General features: G+C 72.1%; 13 protein-coding genes. 3 read left to right on the top strand and 10 right to left on the bottom strand.

The genetic code is table 11. The features are described 5' to 3' along the window. Positions 1-31: 31 nt before the first annotated feature. The 4 genes from ACZ4TR_RS43405 to ACZ4TR_RS43390 form a co-directional block, all read right to left on the bottom strand. On the bottom strand, positions 32-187 hold the full coding sequence (locus ACZ4TR_RS43405; RefSeq protein ID WP_364525372.1) for a hypothetical protein: 156 nt from the start codon (positions 185-187) through the stop codon (positions 32-34). 119 nt (positions 188-306) lie between these two features. Then, a complete protein-coding gene (locus tag ACZ4TR_RS43400) occupies positions 307-1044 on the bottom strand; it encodes a DUF1206 domain-containing protein (RefSeq protein WP_465294198.1) in 738 nt (245 codons plus the stop codon). Positions 1045-1138: 94 nt separating this feature from the next. After that, complete coding sequence (locus ACZ4TR_RS43395) at positions 1139-1543, bottom strand: ATP-binding protein (RefSeq protein WP_465294196.1); 405 nt, start codon at positions 1541-1543, stop codon at positions 1139-1141. Then, positions 1540-2754 (bottom strand): MFS transporter, encoded by a 1215-nt coding sequence (locus ACZ4TR_RS43390; protein ID WP_465294194.1) that lies wholly within the window; start codon positions 2752-2754, stop codon positions 1540-1542. The genes ACZ4TR_RS43395 and ACZ4TR_RS43390 overlap by 4 nt, the downstream gene beginning before the upstream one ends. Before the next feature lie 89 nt (positions 2755-2843). Between ACZ4TR_RS43390 and ACZ4TR_RS43385 the strand changes: the two genes are divergently transcribed. Then, a complete protein-coding gene (locus ACZ4TR_RS43385) occupies positions 2844-3413 on the top strand; it encodes a TetR/AcrR family transcriptional regulator (RefSeq protein WP_465294192.1) in 570 nt (189 codons plus the stop codon). 25 nt (positions 3414-3438) lie between these two features. On the opposite strand, the gene ACZ4TR_RS43380 is transcribed toward ACZ4TR_RS43385, so the two are convergent. From ACZ4TR_RS43380 to ACZ4TR_RS43360, 5 genes are read right to left on the bottom strand one after another with little or no spacing between them, the layout of a single operon-like run. After that, entirely contained in the window at positions 3439-4344 is a 906-nt protein-coding gene (locus ACZ4TR_RS43380; RefSeq protein WP_465294190.1) for an acetamidase/formamidase family protein, read from the bottom strand. Between the two features lie 28 nt (positions 4345-4372). Further along, entirely contained in the window at positions 4373-4687 is a 315-nt protein-coding gene (locus ACZ4TR_RS43375; protein WP_465294188.1) for an NIPSNAP family protein, read from the bottom strand. Between the two features lie 21 nt (positions 4688-4708). Then, positions 4709-5194 carry a nuclear transport factor 2 family protein gene (locus ACZ4TR_RS43370; protein ID WP_465294186.1) on the bottom strand — a complete coding sequence of 162 codons (486 nt, stop codon included), beginning with the start codon at positions 5192-5194 and terminating at the stop codon, positions 4709-4711. After that, the gene (locus ACZ4TR_RS43365) at positions 5191-6975 is read right to left on the bottom strand and encodes a CocE/NonD family hydrolase (RefSeq protein ID WP_465294184.1); all 1785 of its coding nucleotides are present in this window, start codon (positions 6973-6975) and stop codon (positions 5191-5193) included. Before ACZ4TR_RS43365 ends, ACZ4TR_RS43370 begins: the two co-directional genes overlap by 4 nt. Then, the gene (locus tag ACZ4TR_RS43360; protein WP_465294182.1) at positions 6972-8078 is read right to left on the bottom strand and encodes an FAD-dependent oxidoreductase; all 1107 of its coding nucleotides are present in this window, start codon (positions 8076-8078) and stop codon (positions 6972-6974) included. The genes ACZ4TR_RS43365 and ACZ4TR_RS43360 overlap by 4 nt, the downstream gene beginning before the upstream one ends. A 103-nt stretch (positions 8079-8181) precedes the next feature. On the opposite strand from ACZ4TR_RS43360, the gene ACZ4TR_RS43355 reads away from it, so the two are divergent. Both ACZ4TR_RS43355 and ACZ4TR_RS43350 read left to right on the top strand, forming a co-directional pair. Further along, positions 8182-9114, top strand: coding sequence for a LysR family transcriptional regulator (locus ACZ4TR_RS43355; RefSeq protein WP_364525353.1), 933 nt, complete (start codon positions 8182-8184; stop codon positions 9112-9114). 288 nt (positions 9115-9402) lie between these two features. After that, positions 9403-14427, top strand: coding sequence for an RHS repeat-associated core domain-containing protein (locus tag ACZ4TR_RS43350; protein WP_465294180.1), 5025 nt, complete (start codon positions 9403-9405; stop codon positions 14425-14427). 45 nt (positions 14428-14472) lie between these two features. Here the strand turns inward: ACZ4TR_RS43350 and ACZ4TR_RS43345 are convergent, their stop codons facing one another. Beyond that, positions 14473-15483, bottom strand: coding sequence for an ABC transporter substrate-binding protein (locus ACZ4TR_RS43345; RefSeq protein WP_465294178.1), 1011 nt, complete (start codon positions 15481-15483; stop codon positions 14473-14475). Positions 15484-15575 lie beyond the last annotated feature (92 nt).

Raw genomic sequence — 15575 nt, 5'->3', positions numbered from 1 at the left:
TGGACGGCGTTGCGGAGATACGAGTTTCGGCTCAGTACCAGTGCGCCCGGCCACCGATCTTGCGTCCGGTCCCGCCGAGGATCGCCAACGCGACGCCGGCGACGGCGAGCACGATGCCGATCGTGTACAGCACCGGGATGCCGACGATGAAACCGATGACGAGCAGGATGACGCCCAAGATGATCACGGTGGAGAAGCTCCTTTTCCCGAAGAGCCGCCACCTCGGGGCGGTGGCGGCTCGCTACGGTCTCCGGGTACCCGCTATCCCGCCGAGCAAACACGCGTTCGCACTCGAACGAGTGACACTCAGATCTTGCGATACCGGCTTTCGAGCAGTGCGAACACGCCGAAGACCGCGATGCCGGCGGCCAGGGTGAGCAGCATGGCCTGCCCGTACGGCTGGACCGCGAGCGTCTTGAGCGCCGGGTCCAGACCACCGGCCTTGGCGGGGTCGTACTCGACGGCGGCGACGACGAGCATCGCGCCCACGGTGCCGTAGGCCAGCGCCATCGCGCACCAGCCGACCTGGCCGAGCCGCTCCGTCGACCGGCGCACCACCGGGGACGCCCCGCCGAGGTCGAGGTCGTGGACGAACTTCTTCCTGATCCCGCGGTAGGCGAGGAACGCGGCCACCGCGATGACGACGACGCCGGCCGAGATCACCACGGCGGCTCCCCAGGCCTCGGCCAGCACCGTGGCCACCACCGAACCCGCCTTGCCGGAACCGCCGGTCGCGGTCTTGCCCGCGCTGTAGGCGACCAGGCCGTACAGGACGACCTCGACGCCGCTGGTCGCCCGCCGCACCCGCCGCCGGCGCGGGGAAGCGTGCCGGTGCCCCGCGATCGCCTCGGTGAGCTGCCACAACGCCAGCAGCCCCGTGCCGGCGGCGATCACCCAGAGCAGCCACGCTCCGCCGCCCGAGGCGACGATCTGCAGCGCGCCGGCCTTGTCGGCCTTTTCGTTGTCGCCCAACGCCACCTGGACCGCCAGCCACGCGACGACGAGATGGACGAAGGCGTAGCAGGTCAAACCAATCCGGGCCAACAGGCTGAATCCTCTGAAGTCGGGCACCCGCGCAGCCTCGCCCACTCGGCCTCACTTGACCAGGTGTTCGGCCACATTCGCCGGGGATCGCCCGTCAGGCGGCGTCGAAGGTGATTTCGGCCCACACCGTCTTGCCCGTCGAGCGCTGCCACTGGCCCCACGCCACGCTCAGGTTCGCGACCAGCCCCAGCCCGTGCGGCGCCGCGCCCATGGACGGGTGTGAGCACGCGGCATCGAGGCAGGCGTCGTCGACCTCGACGCACAACCAGTTCGCGCGCCGCAGCAACCGGACCTGCCGCGGTGGTTCACCGTGGCGCAAGGCGTTGGAGGTGAGTTCGTCGACGACGGTCACCACGTCGTGGCGCGCGTCGTCGGGCAGGTCGCGGAGGAGCCGGTCGGCCCAGGCGCGCACCGCGGCCAGTTCGCTGAGGTCGTCGGCCACTTCCAAGGCGACGACCCGCAGTTCGCCGGTGCTGTGCCGCGTCTGCTCGGTCGTCATCGGCGACCCGCCTTCCGCCCGGCTCCGCGACCACCTCGCGGAGCGTCCGGCAGGTACGTACCCGGTGAAGGCCCCCGGCGAACATCCGCGGGCGGGGCGAGCCGGGGATGGAGCTGGCTCCACGCGACCAGCGCCACCAGAGCCGTCAGCCCGAACACCGTGCCCAGGCCGACGGCGGACGCCGCCGCGCCGGCCAGCGGGGACGCCACGGTCTGGCCGGCGCCGAGCCCGGCGAAGGACCACGTGACCCCGCGGGCGGGCCGCGTGGGGAACAGGCGGGCGGCCCAGAGGATGCACAGTCCGGTCAACGCCATGTACGTGACGCCGAACAGCGCGCCGGACACCAGTGCGCCGGGGAGGCCGGGGTGGGGGAGGGTCAGTAGGGCGATGCCGGCCGCCGCGAGCGTCCACGTCGCGAGGTTGGCGGCGCGCAGCCCGATGCGTCCGGCGGCTCGCCCGGCCAGGCCGCCGAGCAGCCCGGCGGCGCCGATGGCGAACCAGCACCAGGTCGCGGCGGCCGGGCTCAGGCCGGCTTCGGTGAGGCGGGAGCTGGAGAACGTCCAGTACGGCGCGCTCGTCACGCCGATGAGGACCGAGTTGACCACCAGCGGCGCCACGCCGCGAGCGGGACCGGTGGCCGCTTCGGCAGGCCGGGCGCGCGGCAGTGTCCGCCAGGCGAGCACCGTCATCGCCGCGCCGAGCACGGCGAACGTGGCCCAGATCGCGGGCCAGCCGAAGGCGAGCAAGGGCGTGAACGCCGACGCCGCGAGCCCGAGGCCGGTTCCGGTGTTCGCCCAGGTCTGCGCCCGCGGCCGGACGCGCGCGCCGACGGCCTCGCCGATCAGCTGGGCGACGCCCGGGGACACGAGTCCCGCGCCGGCACCCGCGACGACGATCCCGGCGCCGAACACCGCGACACCCGGTGCCACCGCCATCAGGGCGAGTCCCGTGGTGGCCGCCGCCCCGGCCAGCAGCACGGTGCCGCGCGGCGACCGCGCCGACGTCTTCGGGGACAGCAGCAGCCCGAGGCCGTAGCCCGCGGTGGAGAGGCCGCCGAGCACGCCGACGGCGACCGTCGTGAGCCCGAACGTTGCGCTGAACCGCGGGACGAAGAGTCCGTAGGCGTAGCGCGCGAACCCGTAGCAGAGGGCGATCACGCCCGCCCCGGCCGCCGCGACGGGCCACCACCTTGCCTCCGTTTCGGTCTCCATGCCTCCACCAAACAGACAGGTCTGTATGGTGTCAAGTAATGCTACGGTTGGTGCAGGTAGTGGCCCAGACCGATCAGTGTGGAGGAATGGTGGTCAGGACTCGTCCGGGGGACGCGGGGGCGAAGGTGCTCAAGGCGGCGTCGGCCCTGTTCTACCGCGAGGGCATCCACGCCGTGGGAGTCGACACGGTGGCGGCCGAGGCGGGCGTGACGAAGGCGGCCCTCTACGGGAACTTCGGTTCGAAGAGCCGGCTGGTGGTCGCGTACCTGCGCGAACGCGACCGCCGGTGGCAGGAGCAGGTCGACGCGATCACGGCCGGGCACGCCGACCCGCGCGAGCGGGTGCTGGCGGTGTTCGACGCGTACGAGGAGTGGCTGTCCCGCGACGGCTACCGCGGCTGCGCGTTCCTCAACGCCGCCGCGGAGTTCCCCGACCCCGCGGACCCGGTGCGCGAGGTGGTCCGCCACCACAAGACCGCCCTGCGCAGCTACCTCCGCACCCAGCTCGAACGCGCCGGCTCCGACCGCGCGGACGATCTGGCGGAGGAGGTGCTGCTCCTGGTGGAGGGCGCGACGGTGACGTCGGTGGTTTCCCGGGACGCGCGGCCGTTTTCGGTCGGGAAGCGGTTGGCGGAGATGATGATCGGCCCGGCTCGGTGACGTAAGCGCCGCCGGTGGTCGCCGCTCAGCGGATCGCGTCGTGCGGCAGGACCGCGTGCACTCCCCACGTCTCGTTGGCGATCTGGGTGATCCGCAGGTCCACCACCGGGCTGGCGAGGGCCAGCGCGGTCGGTTTGTCGACGTCGTGAAGCCGCTGCAGCCAGGTGACCATGGTGTCGAGCGCGTCGGCCGCGGCCTGGTTGAGGTCGGCGTCGAACCCGAACGTGAGCCGGCCTTCCGGTGTCTCGGCGTGGATGCCCGGGACCGCCGGGTCCGTCGACAGGGTCAGGGTCACGTCGGTGGTCATCGGGCATTCGATCGCCGTCCCGCCGACTTCGCCGTTTCCTTGCGCCGCGTGGCCGTCGCCCAGGTGCAGCAGTGCGCCGGGCACCGTCACCGGCAGGAACAACGTCGACCCGGCCACCAGGTCGCGGCAGTCGAGGTTGCCGCCGCCGACGGTTCTCGGCGGAATCGTCGAGTGTGGTCCCGGCTCGGCGGGCGGCATGCCGGCGACACCGAGGAACGGCGCGATGCCGACGGTGTGGCCGAGGTTGCTGGTCGCCGTGCCGTCGCCGATGTCCCACGTCAGCCACGTGGGCGGTCCGCCGGCCACGCCCAGCCTGCGGTTGAGCGCGTTGTCCTTCACCCCCGCGGTGGTCCAGCCCCAGTCGCCGGGCGTGATCGACGTGAAGCGCACCCCCAGGACCATGCCCGGCTCGGCGCCGCGCACCTCGATCGGCCCGGTCAGGCAGTGCCCGCGCCGGTCCGGGAACATCGTGGGGCCGTGCACCCGGCGTTCCAGGTAACCCGCGGCGTCGAGCGAGCCGACCACGACGGAATCGCCCGGGTCCACGGTGAGCACGGGCGGGGTGGACCGGTCGAACACGTCCACGGTGGTCGCGCGCGTCGCCGGAAGGTGGTGCTGGGCCACAGGAAATCCTTTCGAACGTGATCGGCGCTCAGCAGAGCACGGACCCGGCGGCCGGGGCCAGGCGGGGCGTGGCCGCGGTCCCGCTCGTCAGCGCCGCCACGGTTTCGGCCATGGGCGCGCACCGGGGATCCTGGTGGACGGCGGCCAGGACGCGGTCGCGGTCGGCGTCGTCTTCGAACCGCCGGATCCAGACGAAGGCGTCCTCGTCGCCGAGCACGGTGAACGATCCCACGACGTCCATCCCCCGTTCCCGGTGCAGCGGGATGACGATCTCGGCCAGGTAGCGCGCCAGTTCGGCGCCGCGGCCGGAGCGGGCGTGCTCGGTGCGGATTTCGTAGAACATCGCAGGTCTCCTCGGTGGCGGTCAGGTCGGGGGTGCGACGCGCGCGGCGGCGAGCGCGTAGACGTCCGGAGATCCTTCCCACGGGGCGGTGCGCTGCACGGCCCACCGGTGGATCAGCCAGCGTCCGCCGGCTTTGCGCAGTGCCAGCTGCCAGTAGCCGCGCATCGTGCAGTGGTCGACGACTCCGGGGCCGGCGGGAACGTGGTGGTAGGCGACCATGTGCGTGCGGCACGTTGCTTCGTCGCCGGACAGCCGGAAGACGAGGTCGGTGGCGGCGTGGTGGGTGCAGTCGAACCCCGCCAGGGTCGTGCGCGCCAGCTCGACCAGGTCGGCGGCCGGCACGGTCCTCGGTGGCCCGCCGTGGTGGTGGGCCGACAGGTCCAGCGTCACCTCGTCGGCGAACAGCCGCCGCAGGGCGATCCAGTCCCGGTCGTCCTGGGCGTGGGCGAGACCGGCGACGACGTCGGCGATGGCTGTCCGATCGGCCAGCTCCTGCAGTGCGCTCATGCTCCGGTCTCCTCGGGCGGTTCGGTGACAGGCCGGTCGATCAGCGGCAGGACCAGCCGGCTGGGGTGGGCCGGCCCGTGGTGGACGCGGTTGACGGCGACGATCAGGTCGGCTTCGCCGTCGGTGGCGATCGTCCCGCCCGTGTTGGTGTTGCGGTCGTAGCGCGGGAAGTCGCTGCTCGAGACCTCGAGCCGGATGCGGTGCCCGGGCAGGAAGACGTTCGCGGTGACGCCCAGGTCGAGGGTGAGTTCGGCGAGCGCGCCCGGCGCCAGGAGCGTGGGCTCGGTGAGCGATGCGCGGTAGCGGACGCGCTGGATGCCCTCGCACAGCAGGATCGCCCGGCCGTCGGGGTGCACGTCGACCAGCTTGCCGGTGAAGTCGGTGTCCGGCGCGGACGAACGGACGTGCAGCACCAGGGAGACGTGGCCGGTGACCTCGACGGGCCGCTCGAGCGCCGGGGTCGTGAAGCACAGCACGTCCGCGCGCGTTTCGGCCGCCGCCTGGTCGGCCGGTCCGGGGTAGGCGCCGGACGCCGCGGCGAGGACCCGGCCGCCCAGGCTCGGAACCGGGTCGCGAGGGTCGTAGTGGACCGTGTCCGTCGCGTCTTTCGAGGGGACATCGCGGGTGAGGACGCCGTCGCCGGTGGCGGTGTTGGCGCGGCCGTCGCCGGCGAGGAAGAAATCGGTGTACCGGGTGTCCGGCAGCGGCCAGTCCGGCTCGTCACGCCACTGGTCGACGCCCATGACGAAGATCCGGACCCGGCCGGTGTCTTTGGGGGTGACCGTCTCGGGGGTGTCCACCCGGCCCCGGACCCAGCGGTCGAAGAACCGCAGGTGGGTTTCGGTGATGCCGGCGGCCTTGATGCTCCCGGCGAGCCCGAACGACCGGTCGGGGTAGGTGCCGAGGTCGGTGCCGTCGGGGTGGGACCAGGGCCCGATGAGCAGCCGTTGCCCGTCCCGGGCCGCGGCGCTGCCCCCGTGCCGGCGCAGCATCGTGTAGGACCGCACGGTTTCGCCGACGAACACGTCGTACCACCCTCCGATGTGGAGGGCCGGGACGGTGATCCGGTCGCAGTGGTCGATCGCGGCGATGTCCCGCCAGAAGCCGTCCCGTTCCGGGTGGCCGAGCACGTCGCCGATCCAGGGGAGGGAGCGTGTCACCGGGCCGCGGTCGGCGAGCGGCAGCGGTTCGTGCAGCAGCCGCGGTTCGGCCAGCCCGGCCAGCAGCGCCGCGGCGTCGGCGGGGTCACCGTCATCGCGGCGCAGGGTGCGCAGGGCCGAGAGCGTGCCCCAGGACAGCACGGCGTCCTGGGACAACGCGCCACCGGGGGAGCGCCACGGCGCCGCGTACGGGTCGGCCGAGGTCATCACCGGGGCGATCGCGCGCAACGCCGGCGCGTCGTGCGGGGCCGCCTGCCATTGCGTGAAACCCATGTAGGAGCCGCCCCACATGCCGACCGCGCCGTCGCACCACGGCTGCGCGGCCAGCCACGTCAGGGTGTCGAGACTGTCCCGGCCTTCGTGCGTGTGCGGCACGAAGGTCCCGGGGGAGCGGGAGGTGCCACGGACGTCCTGCGCCACCACCGCGTAGCCGGCTTCCACGAGGGCGAACACGTCCGGGAGCTTCGGATTGCCGTACAGGCCGGCGTCGTCCTTGCCGTACGGCGTGCGGACCAGCAACGTGGGGAACGGTCCCGGCCCGGCCGGCAGCCACACGTTGGTGGCGAGCGCGACGCCGTCGCGCATCGGCACCGGCACGTCCACTTCCACCGTGAAGGTCATGCCCGCCCCCGGTTTTCGCCGGCGCCGGTCGTCATCATCCAGTGGCTGAACGCGGCGTAGTGGTGCGCGAACTCCTGCGGGGTGGGTGCGTGTTCCACCGCCGCCGACAGGTCCGCGGCGCGGGCGTACCGCGGGATCCGGTCCGCCTCGTAGGCGGCCAGCGCCGCGGGGACGTCACCGGCCGCGCCGAGCAGGCGGCCGAGCAGCGCGGCGTCCTCGATGCCGAGTGTCGCGCCGGCGGTGATGTGCGGCGACATCGCGTGGGCGGCGTCCCCGGCGAGCACGACGCGCGCGGAAGCCCAGCGGGGCAGCGGCGGCACCAGCATGACCTCGTTGTGCAGAATGCTTTCTTCGGGCGTCGCGGCGATCAGCTCGGAGAGGATCCCGGTGCTCTCTTCCAGGTGCGCGGCGCGGTCCAGGGCCTGCTGCTTGCGGGTGCCGGTCAGCTCCGGCGTGTCGAACTGGTTCACCAGCCAGTAGACGCCGCCGTCGTAGGTGCGCACGTACCCGCCGCGGCAGCCGTGGCCACCCAGGATCACGCGGTTTTCGGTCAGCTTCGGACCCGGGTCCGGGATGACCGCGCGCCAGGCGTGGTGACCGGGGTGCGCGCGCGCCGGCGTGCCCGGCACCAGCTGCTCCCGCACGGCCGAGTACGCGCCGTCCGCGCCGACGAGCACGTCGGCGTCTTCCCCGCTGCCCTCGGCGAACCGCACCGTGACGCGGTCCGCGTGTTCCTCGTACGCGGTGAACCCGGTGGCGAGGCGGATGTTCTCCCGGCCGACGGCGCCGGCGAGCAGATCGTTGAGCTTCGCCCGGTGCACCAGCAGGAACCGGTGGTCCTCGACCCCGAACCCGGGAGTCTCGAGCGGCCGCCCGGCCGTGTCGTGGAAGTACATCTCGCTGGGCTCGCCGATGGCCCGCACCTCATCGCCGACGCCGAGGTCGTCGAACACCGCCAGCGCGTTGCGCCACAGCCCCAGCCCGGCCCCGGCGGCGCGGATTTCCGGCGCCTGCTCGCAAATCACCACGTCGATCCCGGCGCGGCGCAGCGCGAGGCCACTCGTCAGCCCCACGATCCCGCCGCCGATCACCACAACTCGCATCGGTATCCCTCCTTCGGTCGCCCGGGTTCGACGCTAGGGACGGATGCCGTTTAACTCCAGTGCAACCTTGGTACACAGTCATTTCATCTGTGATAATCGGGGAGTGGATCACGACCTGAACCTGATCGAGGTGCTGGACGCGCTGCTCACCGAGAACAGCGTCACGAAGGCGGCGGCGCGCCTGCACACCTCGGCCCCGGCGGTGAGCCGGTCCCTGGCCCGCCTGCGCCGTGCTTTCGGCGACCCGCTGCTGGTGCGTGCCGGGCGCGATCTCGTGCCGACACCCCGGGCGCTGGAGCTGCGCGGGGAAGTGCACGCCGTCGCCGCCCGGGCCCGGGCGCTGTTCACGCCGTCGGCCACGGCCGATCCGCGGACCGCGGTGCGCCAGTTCGACCTGCAGGTCACCGACATGCTGTCCACGACGTTCATCCCGTCCCTCATCGACGATCTGAGGACGCAGGCGCCGGGGATCTCCCTGCGGCTGCGGCCGGAGAACCTCGAAGACACCCCGGCCCTGCGCGAAGGCCTGGTGGACCTGGAAATCGGCACCATCCGCCCGGGCGACCCGGAGATCCACTCCGAAACGCTCGTCACCGAGACGCTGGTCGGCGCGGTGCGGCCGGACCATCCGTTGGCGAAGGTCAAGACCGTCACGCCGAGGCGGTTCGCCGCGGCCGACCACGTCGCCGTGTCGCGGCGGGGCCGGGCGCACGGCCCGATCGACGAGCGCCTCGCCGAGCTGGGCTTGAGCCGGCGCGTGCTCACCGTGGTCCCCAGCTTCGCGAGCGCGCTGTACCTGGCCCGCGAAACCGACGTCGTCTGCGTCGCCCCCGCCGGGCTGGGCCGCACGATGCTGGAGACGCTCGGGCTGCGGACGTTCCCGATCCCCCTGGCCCTGCCGCCCATCGCGCTCGGCATGGCGTGGCACCCCCGCAACCACCACGACCGCACGCACGAGCTGCTGCGCGAGCGCACCCGGCACATCATGGCCGCCGTGGCGGCGCCCGGCCCCACCGCGAAGCCCCGCGCGACGTGAGCGAGTACTGATCCATGCCGCGCCGAGGTCGTTGACAGCGCCCCAATGTGGCCTTGGTTGCGTTCAACGCACCGAAGGCCGCCTTGGGTGCGTTGAACGCACCGAAGGCCACATTGGGGCGCACTGCCGTCAGCGTGCGGACCCGGTCCAGCCGACCCGGCCGTCGACCGGCTTGCGACGCGCGGCACCGACGGCTGACCCGTGATCATCAGTCCCTCGCGGCCCGCCCGGCGAGGTGTGTTTTGATGGGAACTTCGGGGTCGGTCAGGTGACTGAGGCGGGGGACGGATGAGCAATCCATTGGTCGCGGAGACCAAGGATTCGACGACGGCGTACTCCGGGGTCTCCCTGCTGGAGTCGGCGGCCGACCTGAAATCCGCGATCGAAAGCGGCGACTGGGCCTCGGTCGCGATGGGCGCCGTGGGCACTGCTCTGGATGCCCTGTCGATGGCGATGGACCCGTTCGGCGCGATCCTCGCCGCGGGTGTTGGGTGGCTCATCGAGCACGTCGGACCGCTCAAAGAAGCCCTCAACGGCCTCACCGGCAACGCCGACGAGATCGCCGCCCAGTCCGAGACCTGGAGGAACGTCGCCACCGAGTTGGGCAGCATCGGCCAGGACCTGACCGGGATGGTCAAAACGGACGTCTCGTCCTGGACCGGCACCGCCGGGGACGCCTACCGCCAACGCGCACAGGACACCGTCGTTCTGCTGGAAACCGCCCAAAAGGGCTGCGAAGGCGCCTCCAGCGGCGTCAAAACCGCCGGTGAGGTCGTCGCCGCGGTCCGGGCGCTGGTCCGCGACATCATCGCCGAACTCGTCGGCCACCTCATCAGCTGGGCCCTGCAAGTCATCTTCACCCTCGGCATCGGCATGACCTGGGTCGTCCCCCAGGTCATCACCGCCGTCGCGAAGACCGCGTCGAAGATCGCCGACCTCACCAAACGGCTGGTCAAGGCACTGCAGGCGCTGATGCCGCTGCTCAAGCGCGCCGGTGACCTGTTCTCCGACGCGGCCAAGGCACTCAAGAACATCAAACCGGGCAAGGCAGCGCCGCCGCCCAAGCACCCCGACATCAACGGCAACCCCAAGGGCCTCGACGGGCCCAACGGCAAGGGCGGCCCGGACGCACCGCCGCCCAAGACCGACCCACCACCGAAGGGCGACGGCACCACCACCTCGGGGGCGAAGGGCGACGACACCACCCCGTCCGGCGCCAAGACCGACCCACCACCCAAAACCGACCCACCACCCAAGACCGACCCGCCGCCCAAGACCGATCCCCCGCCGGCTTCGCGCGGCCTCGACGATCCGCCGGGCGACTCGACCACGTCCGCGGGTGCGAAGGGCTCCGGTGGCTCGAAGGGATCTGACCGGAACACCTCCCAGACCAAGGAACCCGGCTGCAAGGAAGGCAGCGGCGACCCGATCGACGTCCAGACCGGCGACGTCCTGGTCACCGAAAGCGACCTCGTCGTGCCGGGGCCGCTCGGCCGGCTGATCGTCCGCAACCACGTCTCGTCCTACCGGGCCGGGCGCTGGTTCGGGCCGTCGTGGGCGTCGCTGGTGGACGAGCGGCTGACCGTCGCGAACGGGACCGTCACGTACTACAGCGCCGACGCCATGATCCTGCGCTTCCCGGTGCCCGCGCCGGGAGCGGCGGTCACCGCCCCGCACGGTCCGCTGCGCCGGCTGTACGGGCAGGGCGCCGCGTACGTCCTGGAAGACCCCGCGCGCGGCACCCTGCGGCGGTTCGCCGCGGCCGACGGGACCCCGGATCTGTTCCTGCTCCAGGAAATCCGCTCCGAGAGCGGAGGGTACGTCGAGCTGGAGCACGACGCCGCCGGCGCGCCCGCGCTGCTCACGCACTCCGGCGGCGCCCGGATCGCCTTCGACGTCGCCGGCGGTCGGATCCGCGCCGTCCGCGCGCTGTCGGAAGCGGCTGACGTCCTCGTCGCCCGCTACGACTACGACGCGCACGGCCACCTCGGCCTGCGCGCCAATTCCTCGCCCCGGCCGGCCCGCTACACCCACGACCCCGAGGGCCGGATCACCGGCTGGACCGACCACGTCGGCGCCTGGTACCGCTACGTCTACGACCGGCACGGCCGCTGCGTGCGGGGCGTCGGGGACCAGGGCTACCTCGACTCCACGCTCGCCTACGCCGACCGGCGCACCACCGTGACCGACTCCTTCGGCCGGCAGACGGTGTACGAGTTCGACGAGGACGGCAACACGATCGCGCTGACCGACCGGCTCGGCGGCGTGACCCGTCGCGAGTGGGGGCCGCGTGACGTGCTGCTCTCGCGCACCGACCCGCTCGGCCGGCGCACCGAGTTCGAGCACGACCCGCGCGGGCGGCTCGTTTCGGTGCTGCGCGCCGACGGTTCCCGGGTGCTGATCGCCGAGCGGAGCGAGACCGAGCTGGTGATCGAGGTGGCCGACGGCGACCGGGTCTTCCGCCGCCGTTATGCCGCCCCGAACCTGCCCGACCCCTACGCCGACCCGCTCGGCGTCACCGCGGACCAGCACCTCGAGCACACCGGGAGCGCGCCGGACGTCGCCGAGCAGCCTCGCGTCGAAGCCGACCTGTTCGGGCGGCCGCGGGCGGTCGAGGGCTCCGGCGGCCGCACCGCGTACGCGTGGACGGTCGAAGGCTCGCTGCGGGAAGTCCTCGCCGTGGACGGGACCCGCCGGCAGTGGACGTTCGACGGCCAAAGCAAAGAAACGTCCTTCACCGACGAGCTGGGCCGGGTGGCCCGCACCGAAAACGGCCCGATGGGCACGCTCGTCGCCACGGTCGACGCCACCGGGGCGCGCACCACCCACCGCTACGACACCGAACTGCGGCTGGTCGCCGTGACCAACCCCGCCGGGCAGACCTGGCACTACACCTACGACGCCGAAGACCGGCTGCTTTCCCAGACCGACTTCGCCGGCCGGGTCACCCGCTGCGAGTACGACGCCGCGGGACAGCGGGTGCGGCTCACCGGCCCCGCGGGGGAGACCGTGGAGTCCCGGTACGACCTGCTGGGCAACCTGACCGAGCGGATCAGCCCGGCGGGCACCGAGACCTACCGCTACGACCCGGTCGGCCGCCTCGTGCGCGCGACCGGCCCGGACGGCGTGCTCGAGCTGACCCACGACGGCGAAGGCCGCGTCACGCGGCAGACCACCACGGCCGGGACCACCACCTTCGATTACCGCCACGGCGCGAAGACCCGGCGCACTCCGTCCGGAGTGGACGTCCATTGGGGACAGAGCGGGGACGGTGCGGAACTGGTGCGGATCGCCGGCACCGAGCTGACCCTGCGCCAGGACACCGCCGGCCGCACGGTGGGCCTCTCCGCCGGGCCGAACCCCTTGCTGCGGCAGGAGTTCGACGCGGCGGGCCGGCTCGCGGCGCAGCAGACCCCGGCCGGCGTCACGCGCTACCACCGGCGCCCGGACGGCAGCATCGCCGCCCGGGAGGATCCGGCCGGGGGAGTGCGGTACGAGTTCGACAACGCCGGCCGCGTCACCGCCGCCGTGCACCAGGGCGGAGCCGAGCGCTACGCCTACGACGTGCTCGGCAACCTGATCTCCTCGTCACCGGGGACCGGCCCCGAGGCGGGCCCGCGCCGGTACCCCGGCGGCGTGCTCGCCGCGGCGGGCGCGGTGCGCTACGAGCACGACGCGCAGGGCCGGCTGGTCCAGCGGACCCTGCCCGCACCGGACGGGACGCCGCTGACCTGGACGTTCGGCTGGGACGCGCACGACCACCTGGTCGCGGTGCGCACGCCGGACGGCACCCGGTGGCGCTACCGCTACGACGCGCTGGACCGGCGCACCGCCAAGGAACGGCTGGACACCGCGGGCGCGGTCGCCGAACGGGTGGACTTCGCCTGGGACGGCACGAACCTCGTCGAAGCCCGGCACACCGCCGGGGGCGTGCCGGTGGAAACGCTGACCTGGATCCACCACCCCGACGAGGACCGCGTGGTGGCGCAGGCGCGCACGCTGCCCGACGGGCGCGTCGAGGTCTCCGCCGTTGTCACCGACGAGATCGGCACCCCGACCGAGCTGATCGGCCCGGAGCACGCCGCGGTCAGCCCGGTGCGGACGAGCCTGTGGGGCCTGACCCCGGCCGGTGCCCGCCCGCGGACGCCGCTGCGGTTCCCCGGCCAGTACCACGACGCGGAAACGGGCCTGCACTTCAACGTCTTCCGCTACTACGACCCGGCCAACGCCCGCTACATTTCGCCGGACCCGCTCGGCCTGACCCCGGCGCTGAACCCGGAGACCTACGTCGAAGACCCGTTCCTCGCCGCCGACCCGCTCGGCCTGACCAGGAACAGCGGCAAGGTCGTCAACTACGCCGACGACCCGACCGCGTTCCTCGACGACGACGCCACCTTCGAGGTTCCGGCCCCGTGCAAGTCCGGCTCGAAGAAGCGCCCGAACCCGAACCCGGGCGCCGGCAACGGCGCCGCCGGGACCGGGTCCGCCACCAAGAAGCCCCGGACCGGCCGGTACGACCCGCCGCTCACCGGCGACGCCGACAAGCCGCACGGGGACTCCGGCCGCACGGTGATGGAGGGCGGCGGGAAGTCGGGCAGCGGTTCGCTCGACGGCTCGGGCAAGGGGAAGTACCCCGGCGGGACCACGCCGGCGGGCAACCACCTCACCGACGTCAACGACCTGAACACGACCAAGCACGCGAACTTCGACCCGCGCCTGCAGGCCGAGCTCGACAAGCTGCGGAACCCCGCCGACAAGAACGGGTACAAGCCCGACACCGACGAGGGCTACTTCATCAAGGGGCACCTGAAGAACAACGATCTCGGCGGCTCCGGGACCGCGGACAACATGACCACGTTGTCCCGCAAGGCGAACTCCCAGATGTCGGGGAACTTCGAGAACAAGCTCAAGCAGGCCGACATCCGGGTCGGGCAGTTCAAGGACAGCGTCAGCCGGATGAACGACACGACGCTGGGGCGCAAGCTGAACGAGTGGGGCATCGACTCCACGCCGGCGGAGTTCCGCAAGCAGGCCAACGACCTCAAGGTGGACTACTCGGTCACGGCCAGCGACAACGTCAAGTGGAAGGACGCCGTCAACCCCGCCGAGCAGGGCATCCGGGACCACGTCAAGCTCGACGCCGAGTACAAGGGCCTGACATCCGACGTGCAGAAGTTCATCCAGCACAACAAGGAGGACAACTTCCTGCCGGAGTTCCCGCCGAAGGGCACGAAGCTGGACACGGTCAGCGGCGCGTTCGACCCGCCGATCCGCTGGGGCTCGAACCGCCCGATGCCCAACCTCGGCGAGTAGCGCCGGCGTCCGGGCGGATCGTCCCGCCCGGGTGCCGGCGCCGGGTCACCTTCCGGCCTGCGGCCCGATCATCGAGTTCACGTCGATCGGTTTCGGGATGGCGCCGAGCTGCAGCAGCAGGTCCGGCACGCGTTGCAGGCGCCGTGAGTCCAAAGTGGAGCCGTAGCCCGGCAACGTGAGCAGTTTCGCGGTGTCCTCGTCGATCTTGGCGAACCGCACCAGCAGCGGCTCGACCTTGGCGCGGTCGTTCAGGGCGTCGTGCGTGGCCCGCTGCATCGCGCGCTGGAACGCGGCCAGCGTCTTCGGGTTGTCCCGCACCCACTTCTTCGTCGCGCCGTAGCCGGTCAGCGGGAAGTCCTGGGTGGCACCGGAGTTGATGTCGATCACGGGAATGGCGCCCGCCGTCTTGGCGGCCTGGGTGATGTACGGCTCCGGCAGGTACGCGGCGTCCGCCTCGCCCTGCTGCAACGCCGCGGCGATGTTCGGCAGCGGGATCAGCACCCATTTCACCTTGTCGAAATCGACGCCGTGATCCTGCATCACCGAGCGGGTGAGGAGGTCCGACGCGGTGTTCTTGGCCGTGATCGCGATCTTCTTGTCGGCCAGGTCGAAGATTGTCTTCACCGGCGAATTCGGCACCGTGACGATCGCATTGGACTTCGGGTTGACCGAGGTCGCGTCGGCGACCAGCTGCATGTCGGCGGCGCCGGTGCTCTTCGCGGTGAAGAACGGCGGATAGGTCGAGAACGCGATGTCCGCTTCACCGGAGATCGACTTCGTCAACGAGGCCTGGCCGCTGGCGGCGATGACGGAGTCGACGCTGAGGCCTTCGGCCTTGAAGTAGCCGCTGTCCTGGGCCAGCCAGAACGGCGCGAGGTCCGTGGTGGGCAGGATCGAGACCTTCAGCGTCGTCTTTTCCAGGCCGCTGCCGCCGGCCTCGGCGCTCGAGCCGGTCGAACCGAGTGCGCCGCAACCGGTGCCGGCCAGGACGACCGCGACGGCGAGCGCGGCGTGCCGAAGGAGAACCCGGCCACGGGACCTGCTGATTCCAAACAAGTCTTGCTCCTCGAAGGAGATGACGGTTGATCTACCGAATCCCGGGAAGATCCGTGATTCATTCCCCGGTGTCTGTCAAGCAGGCCACTGTA

Source organism: Amycolatopsis sp. NPDC028719 (assembly GCF_055565395.1).
This window is presented reverse-complemented; position numbering and strand designations above follow the sequence as displayed.